The sequence below is a fragment of the Amycolatopsis sp. NPDC004747 genome, from assembly GCF_053601335.1.
Map to the genome: position 1 here is coordinate 1 of NZ_JBSGBQ010000048.1, position 17,886 is coordinate 17,886.

A 17,886-nucleotide genomic window follows, 5' to 3' on the forward strand; every position below is an offset into this window, starting at 1 on the left:
TGTCGATCCCGACCACCGGGAACGTCACGGTCTTCTTTTCTTTGGCCGCCAGTGATCCCCACACCCCCGCCGGGGGCAAGCCCCCGGACCCCCGCGTGTGGTTGCGTTGTTCTGTGGGGCGCGGCTTTGCGGGGGTGGTTTTTCGTCTACATTGGACTGACTGACTGACTGGTTGGCTGGTTACAGTAGGCGGCGCTGTAGTGCGTCGGCCATTACTGTGTGGACCATTTTTGGCAGTTCGTCCGTGTTGGGGAGGGTTTCCCGGCGGCGGCCCGCGAAGAGCAGGTGGGCTGCTCCGATCAAGGAAAGGGCCAGGGAGTTCGTGTCGGCGTCCGCGGCGATGCGGCCCTGTTCCCGCTCGGCCGACAAGTAGCCCGCCAGCATGTCGCGTGCCTCCGCCAGGATCGGGAGGCCGCCCTGCCCGCGCACGCGGGCGCGCAGCTCGTCGCGGAAGAAGACCAGGCTCGTCAGGGCCACCGTGACCGGGTCGAAGAACTCGATCAGGGCGTCGACGAGGTTTTCCGCGACCGCGCGGGTGCCCGCCGCCGCGCGCAGGAGAACGGCCTGGTCCGCCAAGCGGGCGAGGCGGTCGCGGACCAGTTCGGCCAGGAAGTCGTCGAAGTCGGTGAAGTAGCGGTGCAGGACACCCTTGGCGACGTCGGCTTCGGCGGTCACCGCGCGGCTGGTCAACGCGTTCGGGCCGTCGCGCAGGAGAACCCGCTGGGCCGCGTCGAACAGCTGCTTGCGCACATCGCGCAGGTGGACTCCGGTCGGCATGGTGGTCATTCTCCGGTACGCCCGGTGGTTGTCCTAGTGGGCGAGTGCCCATTATAGTGGGCGCATGCCCACTCGACCCCATGAAGCACGTTCGATGGCGGAATCCTTCGGAGCGGACGCCGAACGCTACGACCGGGCGCGGCCGGAGTACCCGCGCGAGCTGGTGGACCGGATCGTCGCCGCGAGCCCCGGAACCGAGATCCTCGACGTCGGCTGCGGGACGGGGATCGAGGCGCGGCAGTTCCGCGCGGCGGGCTGCCACGTGCTCGGCGTGGACCCCGACGCACGGATGGCCGAGTTCGCCCGCCGCGGCGGCCTCGACGTCGAGGTGGCGACGTTCGAGAGCTGGGAGCCGGCCGGTCGAATGTTCGACGCGGTGGTGTCCGGCCAGGCGTGGCACTGGGTGGACCCGGCAACGGGCCCGGCCAAGGCGGCCCGGGTCCTGCGGCCCGGCGGGCTGCTCGCGGTGTTCGCGCACGTGTTCCAGCCGCCTGCAGAGGTGGCGAAGGCGTTCGCGGAGGCGTACACGCGCCTGCAGCCCGACGCACCGTTCGCCGGGGAGACGCGGTCGGCGGAGCAGATGTACGACGTGATGTTCACCGGATTCGCCGACGCGATCGCCAAGGAGGACGCCCTCGGCGCCCCGGCCCGCTGGCGTTTCGAGTGGGAGCAGAGCTACACGCGCCGGGAGTGGCTCGACTTCCTGCTGACCACAGGCGGCCTGACAAGCCTCCCACCGGAGACGCTGGAGCAGCTGCTGTCCGAGGTGGGGGCGGCAATCGACGCGCTCGGCGGAAGTTTCCTGCTGGCACACTCGACTTTGGCGGTGGTCGCGGAAAAACCTCGAAAGTAGCCGAGGCGTTCGGGTCGGCGAAAAGGAAACCACGACCCGGGAAAGCACAATTCCCGAGCCGTGCCACCACCGCCGACCCGCCACTTCACCCGGCCGCAATCGGCCCGAGGAACGTCCCGCCGGACACATCCACCGTCTGCCCGGTGACCCACCGCCCACCCGCCCCGGCCAGGAACCCCACGACGTCGGCCACGTCCTCCGGCTCCCCGATCCGCCCGAGCGCCGTCATCGCCGTCAAGCCCGCGGCCGCCTCCGGGATGGCCAGCACGGGTTCCGTCATGTCCGTGCGGATCGGGCCGGGCGCCACGGTGTTGACCGTGATCCCGCGGTGGCCGAGTTCGTTGGCCAGCGTCGGCGCCAGCGCCTCGACCGCCGCCTTGCTCACCGTGTACCCGAGCTGCGTCCGGACCGCGATGCGGGTCGCCATCGAGCCGACCGTCACGATCCGGCCGCCGTCGTTCAGGACCGGCAGGAGGCGCTGGATCAGCAGCAGCGGCGTCTTCACGTTCACCGCCAGGAGCCGGTCCAGCTCGTCCTCGGTCAGGGCACCGATCGGGCTGTGCGAGCCGATGCCCGCGTTGTTGACCAGGATGTCCAGGCCGCCGTCGCCGAACGCCGACGTCACCGCCTCGGCCAGCCGGTCGACGGCCCCCGGCGCACCGAACCGGGCCGCCACGGGGAAGGCCCGGCCGCCCGCGTGCTCGATCAGCGCCACGGTTTCCTTGGCCGCCACCTCGTTGCCGCCGTGGTGCACCGCGACCACCGCGCCGTCCGCGGCCAGCCGCAGGGCCACCGCCCGGCCGATGCCCCGCGAAGCTCCCGTCACCAAGGCGTTCCTGCTCGTCATGTCCGGCTCCCCAAGGTCGGTGCCGGGCCGTCGTGGCCCGGCGCTGACCGAAGGTTTCCGCCCGGCGCTGACCGGCCGCGCACCGTGCGCGCACCCGCCCGGCCGGCGCCGGTCAGCGGCCGGCCGCGAGCGCGGGTTCGGGCCGCGACGCCGTCGGCGACCGGCGGGGCAGGAACGCGGCGACGGCCAGCGCGATCAGCGCCGCGGCCGATCCCGTGCCCAGCACCAGGCGGAACCCGTTCTGCGACGGCAGGGTGGCCGGGCCGAAGGAGATCGTCAGCCGGGCGAGGACCAGCCCGGCCGTGGCGCTGGAGACCGACGTGCCGATCGACCGCATCAGCGTGTTGAGGCTGTTGGCGGCCGCCGTTTCCGACACCGGCACCGCACCCATCACGAGCGACGGCATCGCGCCGTAGGCGAGCCCGATCCCGGCGCCGATGACGCACGAGATCAGCACCAGGTGCCAGATCGCGCTCATCAGCACGATGCCGAGCGCGTACCCGGCGGCGACGACCACCGCGCCGAGCATCAGCGTCGTCTTCGGGCCGCGGGTGGCCGAGATGCGTGCGGACACCGGGGCCAGCGCCATCATCACCAGCCCGGACGGCGCCATCACCAGGCCCACCGCCAGCATCGACTTCCCGAGGCCGTACCCGGTGGCCGCCGGCAGCTGCAGCAGCTGGGGCAGGACCAGCGACATCGCGAACATCGCGAAGCCGAACACCGCGGAGGCGATGTTGGTCAGCAGCACCTGGCGCCGCGCGGTCGTCCGCAGGTCCACCAGCGGCCGCGCGGTCCGCAGCTCCCAGCGGCCCCACAGCAGCAGGACGACCACGGCGGCCGCGAACAGGCCCAGCGTCGCCGCGCTGCCCCAGCCCCAGTCGGCGCCCTTCGAGATGGCCAGCAGCAGGCACACCAGCGCGACCGACAGGCCGGCCGCGCCCGGTACGTCGAACCGGCCGCCGGTGCGGACCGGCGACTCCGGCACGAGCGCGACGACCAGCGCCGTGACGACCACGCCGAGCCCGGCCGCGGTCCAGAAGAGCGCGTGCCAGTCGGCGTTCTCGGCCAGCAGCGCGGCCGCGGGCAGACCGAGCGCGCCGCCGACGCCAAGCGACGCGCTCATCAGCGCCGTGGCGGAGCCGAGCCGTTCGGCGGGCAGCTCGTCGCGCATGATGCTGATCCCGAGCGGGATGACGCCCGCGGCGAGGCCCTGCAGGGTCCGCCCGGCGACCATCGGCACGAGGCTGTCGGAGAGCGCGCCGATGGTCGAGCCCACGACGAGCGCGCCGAGGCTGACGAGCAGCATCCGCCGTTTCCCGTACATGTCGCCGAGTCGGCCCATGGTCGGCGTCGCGACCGCGCCCGCGAGCAGGGTGGCGGTGATCGCCCAGGTGGCGTCGGCCGCGGAGGCGTGCAGGAGCCCCGGCAGGGCCGGGATCAGCGGGATGACCAGCGTCTGCATCAGCGAGACGGTGATGCCCGCGAGGGCGAGGACCGCGACGACGAGGTTCGCGCGCGGTGACGCCTCCCCGGCGGCTCCGGACGGATCGGGCACGAGCAGTCCTCCGAAACGGTGATTAAATCAGTCGCTTGACTTAGCGTAGCAGCCTCCGGTTGACTGCCGACCGACCGACGGCCACCGCGGAGGAAAGATGACGACCACCGAGATCCCCGAGTTCCCGATGCCCCGGGCCGCGGGCTGCCCCTTCGACCCGCCGCCGGCCGCCCGCGCGCTGCAGGAGGCGGCCCCGCTCGCCCGCGTCCGGCTGTGGGACGGCAGCACGCCGTGGCTGGTGACCCGCTACGCCGACCAGCGGGCGCTGCTGGTGGATCCCCGGGTCAGCGCCGACGCCACCCGGCCCGGGTACCCGAGCCCCGCGCCGCTGCCGGAGGGCGGCACCGGGATCGGCTTCATCCTGATGGACAACCCGGAGCACGCGCGGCTGCGCAAGATGGTGACGGCGCCGTTCACGATCCGCCGGGTCGCCGCGCTGCGCCCGGCCGTGCAGCGGATCGTCGACGACCTGATCGACGAGCTGCTGGCCGGCCCGAAGCCGGTGGACCTCGTCGAGGCGTTCGCGCTGCCGGTGCCGTCACTGGTGATCTGCGAGCTGCTCGGCGTCCCGTACGCCGACCACGGCTTCTTCCAGGAGAACAGCAAGGTCATCGTCCGCCGCGACGCGAAGCCCGAGGAGCGGGCGGCCGGGCACCAGGCGCTGATCGGCTACCTCGACCGGCTGGTGGGGGTGAAACTCGAGAATCCGGCCGGCGACCTGCTGTCCGGACTCGCCGCCCGGGTCGCGGCGGGCGAGCTGACCCGGGCCGAAGCGGCGCAGATGGGCGTCCTGCTGCTCATCGCCGGCCACGAGACGACGGCGAACATGATCGCGCTCGGCACCCTGGCCCTGCTGGAGCACCCGGACCAGCTGGCGCTGCTGCGCGAGAGCGACGACCCGGCGCTGGTCGCGTCGGCGGTCGAAGAGCTGTTGCGCTACTTGAACATCACGCACAACGGCCGCCGGCGCGTCGCGCTGGAGGACATCGAAATCGCCGGCGGGACGATCCGCGCGGGCGAGGGCCTGATCCTGGCGAACGACCTCGCCAACCGCGACCCGGAGGTCTTCCCGGACGGCGACCGGCTGGACCTGACCCGCGACGCGCACCGCCACGTGGCCTTCGGCTTCGGCGTCCACCAGTGCCTCGGCCAGCCGCTGGCCCGGCTGGAGCTGCAGGTCGTCTACCGCACGCTGTACCGGCGGATCCCGACGCTGGCGCCGGCCGCCGGGCTCGGGGAGATCCCGTTCAAGCACGACGGGTCGGTGTACGGCGTGTACGAGCTGCCGGTCACCTGGTGAGTCAGACGCTGCGCAGCACCGAAACGACCGCGCCCAGGATCACCGCGCGGTCGCCGTCGATGACGTCGTAGGCCGGGTTGCGGGGCTCGAGGTACACGTGGCCGTCGCGGCGGCGGTAGACCTTGACCGTGGCCTCTTCGTCGATCATCGCGGCGACGATCTGGCCCGAGTGGGCCTCGGACTGCTGCTTGACCACGACGATGTCGCCGTCGCAGATGGCCGCGTCGATCATCGAGTCGCCGCGGACGCGCAGGCCGAACACCGTGCCGCGGCCGGTGAGGTCGCGGGGCAGCTTGAGGACGTCGTCGGTGTGCTCGACCGCCGAGATCGGCGTGCCGGCGGCGATGTCGCCGACCACGGGCACCGGCACCGAGTCGCCGTCTTCGGCCGTCGCGGAGCCGGTGAGGAACGCGCGCACGTCGATCGGCCGCGACACCGTGGCCCCGCGGCGCAGGAAACCCTTGTCTTCGAGGCTCGCCAGGTGCTTCGAGACCGACGACGTCGACTGCAGGCCGACGGCCTCGCCGATTTCGCGCGTGCTGGGGGAGTAGCCGTGCTGGACCACCCAGTCGCGGATCGCCACCAGGATCCGCTGCTGCCGCTCCGGCAGGGCCGAAGGGTCGAGGTGCTCGAACGTGTCGTCGTAGGTGGTCACCGGCGTGATCCTAGAGGCACGCGCCCCGCCGCTTCCTGCCGGTCCGGCCGTCGCGGTCCCGCTCAACGGAACACCGGGTGACAGTTGGCGCCTTACCAACACCATTCTTTACTTTGCCAGCCGTTGACCTGGGTAACCGTTCGACGTATGGTCTAGACCACAATTTCCTTCGCTCGTAACCCTTCCCGTCGCGGCGGACCTCCCGTGGAGGCCGGGGCCGCGGCTTCGCCGTGCCCGGCGGCGGGAGGCGAGCCTGTCCCCGAAGGAGCTGCTATGAACCGCAAACTGGTCGCGGCCGCCGTGGGTGCTCTCCTCGCCCCGGTGCTGGTGGTGCTCAACCCCGCCGGGATCGCGAGCGCGCACGGCTACGTCAGCTCGCCGGCCAGCCGGCAGGCGCAGTGCGCCCAGCACGTCGTGTCGTGCGGGGCGATCCAGTACGAACCCCAGAGCGTCGAAGGGCCGAAGGGCCTGCAGTCCTGCAACGGCGGGGTGGCCCGCTTCGCCGAGCTCAACGACAACGGCAAGGGCTGGCGGGCCGCGTCGGTCGGCCGCACGGTGACCTTCAACTGGACCTTCACCGCCCGCCACCGCACGTCGAACTACCAGTACTTCGTCGGCGGCCAGAAGATCGCGGAAGTGAGCGGCAACAACCAGCAGCCGCCGTCGACGGTCGCGCACCAGGTGAACCTGGGCAACCGCACGGGCCGGCAGACGGTGCTGGCGGTGTGGAACATCGCGGACACGGCGAACGCGTTCTACGCCTGCATCGACCTGCAGGTGAGCTGAGCCGCGGAGTCCATTGTGGCCACCGGCCCTCCGGTCACGCGAGTTCGCCGGGTCCGGTACGCGCAACTCGCGTGACCGGAGGCGGATCTCGTGTGATCGGAGGGGGATCTCGCGTGATTGAGGGGGCATCTCGCGTGATCTGAGGGGCGACACGAGTTCGAGGCGGGTGGTGAGGGCGGCCGCGGGCCGGGATCCTGGGGGCATGGCCTTGCACGATCTCGGTGCCGCGGTGCGCCGGCTGCGCGAAAACACCGATCCCGCCTCGGCCGGGCTGCCGGGCGGGCGGCGGCGGACCCGCGGGTTGCGGCGGGAGGAGCTCGCCGAGCTGGCCGGGGTGTCCGCCGACTACATCCGGCGGCTGGAGCAGGGGCGGCGGCACCCGTCGGCCGGCGTGGTGACCGCCCTCGCCGGTGCGCTGCGGCTCGGGCGGGCCGACTACGAGCGGCTCTGCGCCCTGGCCGGGTACGCCCCGGTGGACGGGCAGGTGCCGCGCGAGGCCGGGCCGGCGGCGCTGCGGCTGCTGGAGCGGTTCGGCGGCACCCCGGCGTTCCTGACCGACGCGGCGTGGAACGTCGTGGCCGTCAACAGCGCGTGGTTCGCGCTGCAGGCCGGCGGGCCGACCGGGCACGACCGGGACTGGAACGTCGCCTGGCGCACGTTCCGCGACGCGCCCCGCGGGATCAGCCGGACCGACGAGCGCGCGGCCGGGTTCCGGGCCATGCTCGCCGCCCGGCTGCGGGACACCTCCCTGCGTTACCCCGCGGACCCCGCCCTCGCCGAGCTCGTCGACGAGCTGCGGAGCACGAGCCGGCCGTTCGACACCCTGTGGCGCGCTCCGGAACCGGTGGCCGCGTACGAGAACCGCGCGGTGTTCCGGCATCCGGACGGCGGCTCCATCACCCTCGACGGCGCTTTGCTCGACGTCCCGGGGGACGACCTGATGGCGGTGGTGCTCACGGCGGCACCGGGCTCGCCCGACGCGGCGCGGCTCGGCGAGGTCGTCAGCGCGTCGGGCCGGCCTTCCGTCGTCGAGGTGGGCCAAACCGGCCCAGGCTGATCGGGCGCGCGGCCGCGATCCTGGTGGCGAAGTGGATCACGGACGAAAGCGAGCGAACCCGATGAAGGCAGTGCGGTTCCACGAGTACGGCGACCCCGGTGTCCTGCGCCACGAGGACGTGGAGCTGCCCGTCCCCGGTGCCGGGCAGGTCCGGATCCGGGTCGCCGCGACGTCGTTCAACCCGGTCGACGGCACCATCCGCGGCGGCTTCATGCAGGGCCCGATCCCGGTGGTGCTGCCCCACACGCCCGGCATCGACGTCGCCGGCGTGGTCGACGAGCTGGGTGCCGGGGTAACGGCCTTCGAGGTCGGCACCGAGGTGATCGGCTTCCTGCCGATGGACAAGCCCGGCGCGGCCGCCGAGTACGTGCTCGCGCCGGCCGAGGTGCTGACACCGGCGCCGAAGACCGTCCCGCTGGCCGACGCGGCCGCGCTGCCGCTGGTCGGCCTCACCGCGTACCAGGCGTTGTTCGACCACGGCAAGGTGACCGCCGGGCAGCGGGTGCTCGTCAACGGCGCCCGGGGAGCGGTCGGCGGGTATGCGGTGCAGCTGGCCGAAAACGCCGGTGCCGGCGTGATCGCCGTCGACCGCACCACCGCCGACGTGTCGGCGGTGGTGCCGGAGCCGGTCGACCTGGTGCTGAACCTCGCCCCGGTCACCCCGGAGCAGCTGGCGGCGCTGGTGCCGCTGATCCGCCCGGGCGGGGTCCTGGTCAACACGACGGTGTGGATGCCCGCGCCGGGCGACGAGGAGCGCGGCGTCCGCGGCATCGACCTGTTCGTCCGCAGCGACGCCGATCAGCTGGCCCGGCTGGTCGCCTCGGCCGACCGCGGCGAGCTGCGGATCGACGTCGCCGAGCGGGTGCCGCTGCCCGAACTGCCCGCCGTGCACGCCCGGGCCGCCGAGGGCGGCGTGCACGGCAAGGTGATCGTCGTCGTAGCGGCCGCTAACGGGTGAAGGTGAACCAGTTGACGTTGACGAAGTCCGCCGAGCCCCCGGAGAAGGTCAGGTAGAGGTCGTGCACGCCGGTGGCCGGGGCGACGATGTTGGCGGGCACGGTCTGCCACTGCTGCCAGCCGCCGTTGTTCGCGAAGTCGATTTCGGCGATCACCGGGCCCGTCACGCTGTCCAGGCGGGCCCGGATGGCGCCGCTGACCCCGGCGGCCGCGCCCGAGGCGAGGCGCGCGACGAACTGGTTCGGCGAGCTCGCCCCGAAGTCGACGCGGGCGTACTTCAGCCAGTCGCCGTCGGCGATCCAGCCGACGTCCACCCCGCCGCCGGTGTCGGCGCACGACTCGTTCTGGGTGCCGTTCTGGGCGTTGTAGGCCTCCGCCTGGATCGTGGCGTACGCGCTCGTGCCGCCGGAGCCGGGCGGGGTCGTGCCGCCGCCCGCGCCCGGCCCGAGCGAAACCGTCCAGGACGTCGGGGCCGGGTCCTGGAGGTGGCCGTCGACGGGCTGGGCGCCGGTCGGGCCCACGTCGTCGTACGGGAAGGCGTAGCCGATCGACGCGTACTGGTGCACCAAGCGGGCGTAGTGGTTGGTGGTGGCGTCCCGGTAGTACTGCGAAGGCGCGACGCCGTCGGGCTGGTTGTTCCCGCCGGCCACCAGCAGGCTGCTGCGGTTCAGCGCGGCGGCCAGCCGGGCGGCGACCGCGCCGCGGGCGTCGCTGCCGGAGTTGTACAGCGGCCCGCTCGCGCAGCCGAAGATGTCCGCCGCGCTCGGCTTGGTGAACGGCACGCCGTTGGTGTTCAGGCCGGCGAACACGATCGCGTCCCCGCTGACCGTGCCGGTGTAGGAGCCGATGCCGCCCTGGCCGTTGATCGTCAGCGGCGTCGACCGGTAGTGGTCCCAGACGGCGTTGAGGTAGTTGGTCCAGTAGCCGCCGAAGTCGACGGGGGAGTGGCCCGGCGCGAGCACCCGCACCACCTTGCCGGAGGAGTCGGTGACGACCAGCCGGTCCCACGGCGCGCCGTCGGCGTTGTGCTGCGCGCGCAGGCCGTCGGCGATACCGCCGAGGGCACCGTCGGGCAGCGGGCTGACCGACTGCGCGCCCGCCGCGCCCGTGGTGGCCATCGACACCGGCAGCGCCACCATGTCGACGTAGCTGATGTTCGCGTAGAGGTTCGCGCTGTTGTAGGTGAACTCGCAGAAGGTCCAGTTCGTCTGCCAGTTCGGGTCCGCGCTCGCGAACCCCGGCTGCACCAGACCCGGCCCGGGGTTGACGAAGAACTGGATCTTCCGGTCGACCGAGAACCACACCCGGCCGCCGATGAGGTAGTCGGTCAGCGGCACCGTGACCTGGGAACCCGGGCCACCGAGCGGGATCGCGTAGTCCGGGATCGGCGTCACCGGCGCGGACGGGTTGGCCAGCGGCTGGAACCGGCCGTCGGCGGTGACGAAACCGGGACGGCCCGCGGTGTCCGCGCCGCTGATGTAGGCGTAGACCGTGCCGCTGCCGGAATTGTTCTTCAGCGTCAACGGCAAGGCCGCCGCGGCGCGGGCTTTCGGCGCGGTGACGGCGGACCACAGCGGCGTGCTCGCCGCGGCGGCGACCAGGCCGGCGGTGACGAAGGTACGCCTCGACAGCATGGCACCTCCTCGAAGGCGGGCGGCTTCCGCGGGGCCGGCGGGCCCCGCGTCCACCGGGAACGGTGACCGGACGGTAGGTACGCGTTGCGCCGAGGTCAATGTCCCGCGGACCCGCTCGGGTACGGACGGCCCTCCACACTGCCCTTTGTGGCCCGGACCACCGATCGCGGTGGTCCGGTGGGCGTCCGATGTGGACGGTGCGCTCAGTGGTCGCGCGGGGCGGGGAGCCCGGCGGCGGCGAGGGCCGTCCAGAGCGGCGTCCCGCCGACCCGCGGGGTCCCCAGCCCGTCGACGAACCGGCAGCCGAACGCGGCGGCGGTCAGGGTCGTCGCCCGGCCCCGTGCGTCGACGAACCGGAGCTCGAAGCTGGGCCCCATGTCGGCGGTGCAGGCGAGGTCCGACGGTGGTTCCGGCAGCTCGCACGCCGTGGCGGCGACCTTCTTGATCGCGGCGACGTCGGTGGTGCGGGCTCCGGCGGCGGCGGTTTCGGAGGCGGTGGGCAGGGGCGGGTACAGCGGCCCGCTCACGACGAGTTCCCGGGGTTCGTAGGACGCGGAGCACAGCGCCGACGTCGACGCGGGCCGTGCGTTGGCGCCGCACGCGACGGCTCCCGAAACGACGGCGCCCACGACGAAGACCACGGCCGGGACAACGGACAGCCTGCGCATGCCAGACGCCTCCTTCGGTTCCATTGCCACGAGGACGGAACCACCCGGCCGCCCGGTTGCACGGCCGGTGCTCGCCCGATCGGGCGGAGAACCGCCGGTGCGGGCCCGGCGGCCCGGTTCGTGAGTACCGTGGATCGCGGGGGGACCGGGGGAGCGGCCGGTGACCGGCCCGCTCGCGTCCGCGCACGAATCGGCCGCGCACCCGGGAGGAGAAACCCATGACCGTCGGCACGGACACCCCGCGCCTGCCGTTCGACCGGCCGAACGTCCTGGAAATCGCACCGCTGTTCGAGGTGCTGCGCCGCCGGGGCCCGGTGGTGGCGGTGACCACGCCGGCCGGGGACCCGGCCTGGCTGGTGACCGGGTTCGACCAGGTTCGCGCCGCCTTCACCGATCCGCGGTTCGGGCGGTCGCACCCGGCGCCGGAAGAGGCGTCGCTGCTGTCGGACGCCGTTTTCCTCAGCCGTCCGCAAGGCGACCACGAGACCGAGCACGTGCAGCACGAGCGGATGCGGCGGCTGCTCGTGCCCGCCTTCTCCGCCAACCGGATCCGCCGGCTCGCCGGGCACATCCAGGAGCTCGCCGACGGCTGCTTCGCCGCCATGGAACGCGCCGCCCGCGGCGGCGAGCCGGTCGACCTGCACGAACACCTTTCGTTCCCGCTTCCGGTGCTGGTGATCTGCGAGCTGCTCGGCGTCCCGTACGAGGACCGCGAGCTCTTCCGGAGGCTGTCGGACCGGATGAGCCGGATGGACATCGGCACCGGCTCGGACGCCGCTCTCGACGAGTTCGCCGCGTACATGAGCCGGCTCGCCGCCGCCAAACGCCGCGCTCCCGGCCAGGACGTCGTCTCGGACATGGTGCGCGCGCAGGCCGCCGATCCGACCTTGGGCGACGACGACCTCGCCCGGCTCGCGGCCGGCCTGTTGTTCGCCGGCCACGAAACGACGGCCAACCGGATCGACCTCGGCGTCCTCTACCTGCTCACCGACCTCGCCCGCCGGGACGCGCTGGCCGCCGACCCCGAAAACCGGGTGCACGGCGTCGTCGAGGAGATCCTGCGGATGGCCGCCCCGAGCGGGCTCGGCGTGCTGCGGTACGCCCACGAGGACGTCGAGCTCGGCGGCGTGCGGATCGCGCGGGGCGACGCGCTCGTCCTGTCGATCGCCGCGGCCAACCGCGACGAAACCGTGTTCCCCGCCGCGGAGACGTTCGATCCGGAGCGCAAGCCGAATTCGCACGTCTCCTTCGCCTACGGTGGCTGGTTCTGCATCGGCGCCAGCCTGGCGCGCACCGAGCTGCGGGTCGTGTTCGGGTCGCTGTTCCGGCGGTTCCCGGGGCTGCGCCTGGCCGTCGGCGTCGATGAACTCCGGATCCGGGCCAACCGTGTCACCGGGGGAGTGGACCGAGTGCCGGTCCTCTGGTAGACCAACGGCGGTCGGGAGCGGAGGAAAAGACGTGACGTTGTGGGACAAGCTCGGGATGGACGCCAAGCTCATCAAGGTGCTGGAGGAGATCCCGCCGGGTCCGGACGCCGAGGAGTTCGGCCGCGCCTACGTCACGATCCACCAGCTGGCCGTCGAGCTGGACCAGCGGTTCCCGGAGGTGCGCAAGCAGCTGGACGTGCCGCTGGGCGGCGGCGCGACCCGGCACGCCGGGCTCGTCGAGCTGCTCGGCAAGGAGCTGGTGGACAAGATCAAGCGCTACGGCGACGTCTACCCGATCGAAGCCGCGCAGCTGTCGTCGGTGCGGTTCCGTGAGGTGCGGCTGCGCGGCCCGGGCGGCCGGGACCTGGTCGGGGCGTCGAAGACCGACCTGCCGCTGATCCGCCTGCGGCCGAAGGACTGACGCGGTGCTCCCGCCGCCGGTCCGGGTCCTGGTGGCCGATCGCGACCCGGCGGTGCGGGGCCGGCTGAGCACGGCCCTCGACGAGGCGGACGGCATCGAGCTCGTCGGCGCGGCCGGGGACGCGGCGGCGGCCCGGGTCACCCTCCGCCGCCGGTTGCCGGACGTGCTGCTGCTGGACCTGCGCCTGAGCCCGCCGGAGGAGTTCCCCCGCCGCCCGGCGGTGGTGGCGCTGGTGACGTTCGACTCGGACGCGCGCATCCTGCGTGCCCTCCGCGACGGCGCGGCGGGGTTCCTCCTGCGGTCGGCCCGCCCGCGGGACCTGGTCAAGGTGGTGCGCCTGGCCGCGGACGGCCACCTGGTGCTGTCCCCGGACGCCTCCCGCAGGCTGGTGTCGGCGTCGAGCCGGCTGTCCGGCCCCCGCGACGAACGGATGGCGGCGGTGGACCGGCTCTCGGCCGTGGAGACCGAGGTGCTGGTGGCGGTGGGTGCGGCGCTGACGAACGCGGAGATCGCGCAGCGGCTGGAACTGCCGGAGCCGGTCGTGCGGGAGCACGTGGCCAGGATGGTGCGGAAGCTGGGGTGCGCGCACCGGACGGGTGCGGGGTTGCTGGCCTACGAGCGCGGGCTGTGCCGCCCGGGCGGCCCGTGACCGGCTCTTTCCCGACGTCGGACGCCGGGAAAGAGCCGGTCGGGTCAGGCGCTCAGAAGCCCGCGAGGCCGTTCGGCACGCCGGCTCCCGTCGGGGCGTCGTAGCCGGGGCCCGCCACGCACAGGTAGTCGCCGCCGCACTTCTTGCCCGCGCCCGCCGGGTCGTTGTTCCCCGTGGTTACGTCGGTGAACGACCCGGCGTTCGCGTACAAGTCCGCCGGCTGAACGGCGCCCGCGTGCCCGGACCGGCCGATCAGGCCCGCGACGAAGGGCGCCGATGCGCTCGTGCCGCCGGCCGGGAGCCAGCCGCCAGCCTCGGCGTAGTGGATCGCGATGTCCTCGGCCGCCGCCGCCACGTCCGCGACGGTTCGCTTGCCGCAGTGGGTGTCCTTCTGCCACGCCGGTTTCGCGACGTAGGCCGAACAGCCGCTGCCGCCGTAGGTCCAGGCCTGCTCCGCCCAGCCGCGCGGGGAGTCCGGGTCACGGGCCAGCGACGTCCCGCCGACCGCGACCGTCGAGGTCAGGACCGCCGGGTAGCTCGCCGCCGTGAAACCGCTGTCGCCGGAGGAGGCCACCACCGTCACACCCGGGTGCCGGTAGTGGCTCGCGTACGCCAGCGGTGCCCCGCCTTCCCGGGCGCCGTAGCTGTTCGACACGACCTTCGCACCCAGGCGCACCGCGGTGTCCTCGGTCTCCGCGAGGTCGGCGAACCCGGGCGAGTTGCCCTCCACGACCAGGATCCGGCACGAGGGGCAGGCCGCCGACACCATCGAGACGTCCAATGTGGACTCCAGGGCCCAGCCGAAGTTCACCTCCGGCAGCGGGGCCGCCGCGCCCTGCTGGTTCACCTTGCGGAAGCAGCCGTTCGCCGTCGTGCACGGCGGCAGGCCGTACTGCGCCCGGTAGGCGGCCAGGTCCGCCTCCAGATCCGGGGCGTCGAAGGCGATCGAGATGCCGACGACCGCGTCCGGCCCGGCCTGGTCCGGCAGCCGGTAGGCCGAGGCCAGGTCGTCGGCACCCCAGCCGGCCGGGCCGAAGGCGCGTGCCGCATCCGGTGTGTAGGTGGTGAGGCAGCGCAGCACGCCCGGCTGCTCCGGGCACGCCGCTCGCGGCCCCGGCGCGGCACTCGCCGCCGGCGTCACCACGCCGGCGGCCGCAACCGCGGCCGCCAGCACTCCCAGCCATCTTCTGTTCACTGTGGACAGTCCCCTCATGACGCGTAGACGTGGTAGGCGGCGGTGATCGTTTCGGCGATCGTCGCCCCGGCGGCGTCGGCCGCCGTGACGCGCAGGGAGACGTCGATGCCGCGGAAGGTCTCCGTGGTCGCGGCGAAGCCCGCGTGGAAGACGCCGTCGCCGCGGGCGGTGACGGTCGCGTCCTGCCAGGTCGTGCCGTTGGTCGAGTACTGCACGGTTGCGGCCGTCACCGGCGAACCGGTGCTCTGCTGCAGGTGCCCGACCGTGAGGTCGAGGCCCTGCGGGCCGGACGCCGTCGACCCGTCCGGCCGCAGCCCGCCGACGGCGTACTGCAGCGTCAGCAGCGGCTCGACCGCGCAGTTCCGGTCCGGCCCGTCGCCCCCGCGGGCGCAGTACAACGCCGGCGGCAGCGTCGCGCCTTCGACGTGCCGCGACGGCCACGTCCACTCCGTGTGGCTCGCGGTGCTCTGGTGGTACATCGGTCCGGTGCGCCCGGCGTCGACCGTGAGCCCCAGCGTCGACGGCCCCGCACCGGCCTCCGCCGCGAAGGCGGCCTCGTAACCACCCGACGGGGTGCCCTCGGCGATGGTGGTGCCGTCCTGGGTGAGCCGGTAGTGCCCGGTGACGGTGTCCCGCGGCTCGCCGTAGTAGCCGAAGCCCAGGTGGCCCGGCTGGTTGTCGCTGAACGGCGTGATCGAGAACCGCAGCAGGTCACCGGCCCGCGTCGCCGCCGGCAGCGTGTAGACCGTGGGGTCGGCGGGCAGCGCCACCCCACCCGCCGGGTGCAGCGGGAAGCGGTTCCAGTCCTCGGTGACCGACGAGCCGCCCCGGTAGGTGTGGAACGCCTCGTGCTGGCCGCCCGCCCAGCCGGGGAACGGCCCGGGCTGGACGTACTTCGACATCCCCCCGAACCACGCCAGGTCCGGCGCGGCCGAGACGTACTCGGTCTGCTTGCGGGGCAGCTCGATCGGGTGCGACGGCCGGCCGCTGACGTCCTCGAACGAGAACATCCCGCTGCGCTGGCGCAGGCCGAGCGAGGAGTACTCGCTGAAATAGGTGGCGTCGACCGCGGCGACGTCCTTCGCCGTGATCACGTACCGCTGCTGCGGGATCACCCCGGTGCTCGCCTTCTGCAGCACGTATTCGTACGGCGTGCCGGGCCCGGGCGGGGACACGAGCCTGCTGTACGGGTAGGTCTGCAGCGCGCCGGTGCGCACCGGGGTGCTCGTGGGTGACACCGAAATCGGCACGCCGGGCCCGGCGTCGAAGTCGACCAGCAGTGCCGGCCCGGTCTTGGCGGCCCGGCGGAACAGGAAGCCGGTGTCGTCCAGCAGCGCCGGGCGCGGGGTCACCCAGGTCAGCTTGCTGGACGCCCGTTTCGCGTCGACGCGGACGGTGGCGTCGGCGGTCACCGTCAGCTCCGGCTGCGCGCTGAACCGCAGCTCGGTCGGGTTGCCGTCGGCGTCGGTCGTCCAGAACACGCCGAGCGCGCTGTAGTGGCCGTCCGGCACGCTGAACTTGGCCGTGCCGCCGAAGAAGTAGTTGAAGTTCTCGTCCGGGGCGAGGGTGTCGCCGTCGTCGGTGTTGTAGAGGAACGCGATGCCGGTGTCGGCGGGCCGGCCGGCGATGTCGGTGGCGTCGACGGACACCGTCCGCATCACCGACCGCGGCCGGACGGCCCGCCGCGACGGCGCGCCCGGCAGGGCGTACCGGACCCCGTCGGCGAACAACCCCTGGCCGCCGAACCGGCCGCGGGCGGTGTCCTCCTTGAACTGCTTCGCCAGCGCGGCCCCGAAGGTCGCCGGGTCCACCGGGGATTTCGCGCCCGCCAGCAGCGCCTTGACGTCGAACAGGCTCAGGTCGAGCCCGCGCCCGAGGTAGGGCAGCGCGGTGCCGGGCACCTCGTAGTCCCGGCCGCCGAGGCGCAGGTGCACCAGCGCCCGCGCCATCCCCTTTTCGGCGGCGGGCCGGACTTCGAAGGTGTCCCGGCCGTCCGGGGCGGTCCGGACGGTCACCCGGTCGCCGGTGGGCAGGGTGACGGTCGAGGGCGGCTCGGCGGCCACCGCCGTCGGCGGGGCGAGCCCGGTGAGCCCCGCCGAACCGGCGAGCAGGACCGCGAGTACCGAAAATCTTCTTCGCACTGGCACCTCCGTGTGGTGGTTGATCACCACTACCGACGAGCCAGCGGTCCCCGCCGTTGAGCCGGGTTCTCGATCTTCCGCGAATTACCCTGACCGGCCCAACGACGGACAGTGGCGTTGATCAGGACGACTCCGGCGACGCTGAGCGCGCCGCCCGCGAGGTCCACCCAGGTCGGCCTCTCGCCGAGCCAGGCGAAGGCCACCGCGAGCGCCACCGCGGGAACGAGGTAGAGGGCGGCCGTCGCGACCGTGAGCGAGTGCCGGGCCACCGCGTACCCCCAGGCGACGAACCCGGCCGCCGACGGGAACGCACCGAGGAACACCACGGCCAGTGTCGCTTCCGGCGGCGCCGTCGCGAAGGCGTGTACGGCGTCGGGCGCGAGCGGCGCGAGGAACAGCGTCCCGGCCCACATCGCGTAACAGGCGACCTCGAGCCCGGTGTAGTGCCGCAGCAACGGCTTGCTGCCGAGGTGGTAGACCGCCTGGACCGCGGCCGCGGCCAGCACGACCCACGCCGCGCCCGAGTAGCCCAGGCCGCCGCCGGTGGCGATGAGCGCGCTGCCGCCGAGCGCCACCGCGCTGCCCAGCAGCTTCGCCGCGGTGAGCCGCTCGCCCAGGAACGCGGCCGCGAGCAGCGCGCTGAACACCGGCGCCACCGAGACCAGCAGGCTCGCCGTGCCCGCCGGCACGTGCACCTCACCCCAGTTGAGCAGCAGCTGGTACGCGCTCATCCCGGCCAGCCCGCAGCCCGCGATCGCCGGCAGGTCCGCGCGGCGCGGGCGGCGCACGCCCAGCACGGGGGCGGCGAGCAGCAGCACGGCCGACGCCACCGCGAGCCGGGCGAACGACAACCCGGCGACGCCGTAGCCGTCCAGGCCCACCTTGATCGCGGGGAACGCCGACGCCCACAGGACGACGGTGACGGCCAATGCTGCGGTCGCTTTGAGCTTCACCAGTCCAT

Annotated in this window: 17 protein-coding genes; 8 read left to right on the plus strand and 9 right to left on the minus strand. The window is 73.3% G+C overall.

The window, feature by feature from the left end:
* Positions 1 to 180: 180 nt before the first annotated feature.
* Entirely contained in the window at positions 181 to 777 is a 597-nt protein-coding gene (locus ACWEGE_RS43240; RefSeq protein WP_449666322.1) for a TetR/AcrR family transcriptional regulator, read from the minus strand.
* Between the two features lie 94 nt (positions 778 to 871).
* Between ACWEGE_RS43240 and ACWEGE_RS43245 the strand changes: the two genes are divergently transcribed.
* Positions 872 to 1,630: a class I SAM-dependent methyltransferase gene (locus ACWEGE_RS43245; protein WP_449666323.1), complete on the plus strand. Its 759-nt coding sequence runs from the start codon at positions 872 to 874 to the stop codon at positions 1,628 to 1,630.
* Positions 1,631 to 1,715: 85 nt separating this feature from the next.
* Here ACWEGE_RS43245 and ACWEGE_RS43250 read toward each other — a convergent pair whose 3' ends face one another.
* Both ACWEGE_RS43250 and ACWEGE_RS43255 read right to left on the minus strand, forming a co-directional pair.
* Positions 1,716 to 2,477 (minus strand): SDR family NAD(P)-dependent oxidoreductase, encoded by a 762-nt coding sequence (locus ACWEGE_RS43250; RefSeq protein WP_449666324.1) that lies wholly within the window; start codon positions 2,475 to 2,477, stop codon positions 1,716 to 1,718.
* Between the two features lie 112 nt (positions 2,478 to 2,589).
* The gene (locus ACWEGE_RS43255) at positions 2,590 to 4,035 is read right to left on the minus strand and encodes an MFS transporter (RefSeq protein ID WP_449666325.1); all 1,446 of its coding nucleotides are present in this window, start codon (positions 4,033 to 4,035) and stop codon (positions 2,590 to 2,592) included.
* Between the two features lie 97 nt (positions 4,036 to 4,132).
* On the opposite strand from ACWEGE_RS43255, the gene ACWEGE_RS43260 reads away from it, so the two are divergent.
* A complete protein-coding gene (locus ACWEGE_RS43260; protein ID WP_449666326.1) occupies positions 4,133 to 5,335 on the plus strand; it encodes a cytochrome P450 in 1,203 nt (400 codons plus the stop codon).
* A 1-nt stretch (position 5,336) separates the two neighbouring features.
* On the opposite strand, the gene lexA is transcribed toward ACWEGE_RS43260, so the two are convergent.
* Complete coding sequence (lexA, locus tag ACWEGE_RS43265) at positions 5,337 to 5,990, minus strand: transcriptional repressor LexA (protein WP_449666327.1); 654 nt, start codon at positions 5,988 to 5,990, stop codon at positions 5,337 to 5,339.
* 273 nt (positions 5,991 to 6,263) lie between these two features.
* Here lexA and ACWEGE_RS43270 point away from each other — a divergent pair, with 273 nt between their 5' ends.
* The 3 genes from ACWEGE_RS43270 to ACWEGE_RS43280 all read left to right on the plus strand — a co-directional run bounded on the left by ACWEGE_RS43270 (position 6,264) and on the right by ACWEGE_RS43280 (position 8,791).
* Positions 6,264 to 6,776 (plus strand): lytic polysaccharide monooxygenase auxiliary activity family 9 protein, encoded by a 513-nt coding sequence (locus tag ACWEGE_RS43270; protein WP_449666328.1) that lies wholly within the window; start codon positions 6,264 to 6,266, stop codon positions 6,774 to 6,776.
* A gap of 202 nt (positions 6,777 to 6,978) precedes the next feature.
* Entirely contained in the window at positions 6,979 to 7,833 is an 855-nt protein-coding gene (locus ACWEGE_RS43275; protein WP_449666329.1) for an MmyB family transcriptional regulator, read from the plus strand.
* Between the two features lie 61 nt (positions 7,834 to 7,894).
* Positions 7,895 to 8,791, plus strand: coding sequence for an NADP-dependent oxidoreductase (locus ACWEGE_RS43280; RefSeq protein ID WP_449666330.1), 897 nt, complete (start codon positions 7,895 to 7,897; stop codon positions 8,789 to 8,791).
* On the opposite strand, the gene ACWEGE_RS43285 is transcribed toward ACWEGE_RS43280, so the two are convergent.
* Together ACWEGE_RS43285 and ACWEGE_RS43290 are read right to left on the minus strand one after the other, a co-directional pair.
* Positions 8,781 to 10,424, minus strand: coding sequence for a beta-1,3-glucanase family protein (locus tag ACWEGE_RS43285; protein ID WP_449666331.1), 1,644 nt, complete (start codon positions 10,422 to 10,424; stop codon positions 8,781 to 8,783). The two genes, ACWEGE_RS43280 and ACWEGE_RS43285, sit on opposite strands and share 11 nt — an antisense overlap.
* A 203-nt stretch (positions 10,425 to 10,627) precedes the next feature.
* Positions 10,628 to 11,092: a hypothetical protein gene (locus ACWEGE_RS43290; protein WP_449666332.1), complete on the minus strand. Its 465-nt coding sequence runs from the start codon at positions 11,090 to 11,092 to the stop codon at positions 10,628 to 10,630.
* Positions 11,093 to 11,310: 218 nt separating this feature from the next.
* On the opposite strand from ACWEGE_RS43290, the gene ACWEGE_RS43295 reads away from it, so the two are divergent.
* Genes ACWEGE_RS43295 through ACWEGE_RS43305 form a run of 3 tightly spaced genes read left to right on the plus strand, consistent with a single transcriptional unit; the run spans position 11,311 to position 13,589 of the window.
* Positions 11,311 to 12,519 carry a cytochrome P450 gene (locus ACWEGE_RS43295; RefSeq protein WP_449666333.1) on the plus strand — a complete coding sequence of 403 codons (1,209 nt, stop codon included), beginning with the start codon at positions 11,311 to 11,313 and terminating at the stop codon, positions 12,517 to 12,519.
* Between the two features lie 31 nt (positions 12,520 to 12,550).
* Positions 12,551 to 12,940, plus strand: a complete 390-nt coding sequence (locus tag ACWEGE_RS43300) for a hypothetical protein (protein WP_449666334.1) — start codon at positions 12,551 to 12,553, stop codon at positions 12,938 to 12,940.
* Positions 12,941 to 12,944: 4 nt separating this feature from the next.
* Positions 12,945 to 13,589, plus strand: a complete 645-nt coding sequence (locus tag ACWEGE_RS43305; protein ID WP_449666335.1) for a LuxR C-terminal-related transcriptional regulator — start codon at positions 12,945 to 12,947, stop codon at positions 13,587 to 13,589.
* 52 nt (positions 13,590 to 13,641) lie between these two features.
* Here ACWEGE_RS43305 and ACWEGE_RS43310 read toward each other — a convergent pair whose 3' ends face one another.
* From ACWEGE_RS43310 to ACWEGE_RS43320, 3 genes are read right to left on the minus strand one after another with little or no spacing between them, the layout of a single operon-like run.
* On the minus strand, positions 13,642 to 14,784 hold the full coding sequence (locus ACWEGE_RS43310) for a S53 family peptidase (RefSeq protein WP_449666336.1): 1,143 nt from the start codon (positions 14,782 to 14,784) through the stop codon (positions 13,642 to 13,644).
* A gap of 14 nt (positions 14,785 to 14,798) precedes the next feature.
* Positions 14,799 to 16,925: a hypothetical protein gene (locus tag ACWEGE_RS43315; protein ID WP_449666337.1), complete on the minus strand. Its 2,127-nt coding sequence runs from the start codon at positions 16,923 to 16,925 to the stop codon at positions 14,799 to 14,801.
* A 29-nt stretch (positions 16,926 to 16,954) separates the two neighbouring features.
* Positions 16,955 to 17,878 carry a DMT family transporter gene (locus ACWEGE_RS43320; RefSeq protein ID WP_449666338.1) on the minus strand — a complete coding sequence of 308 codons (924 nt, stop codon included), beginning with the start codon at positions 17,876 to 17,878 and terminating at the stop codon, positions 16,955 to 16,957.
* Positions 17,879 to 17,886 lie beyond the last annotated feature (8 nt).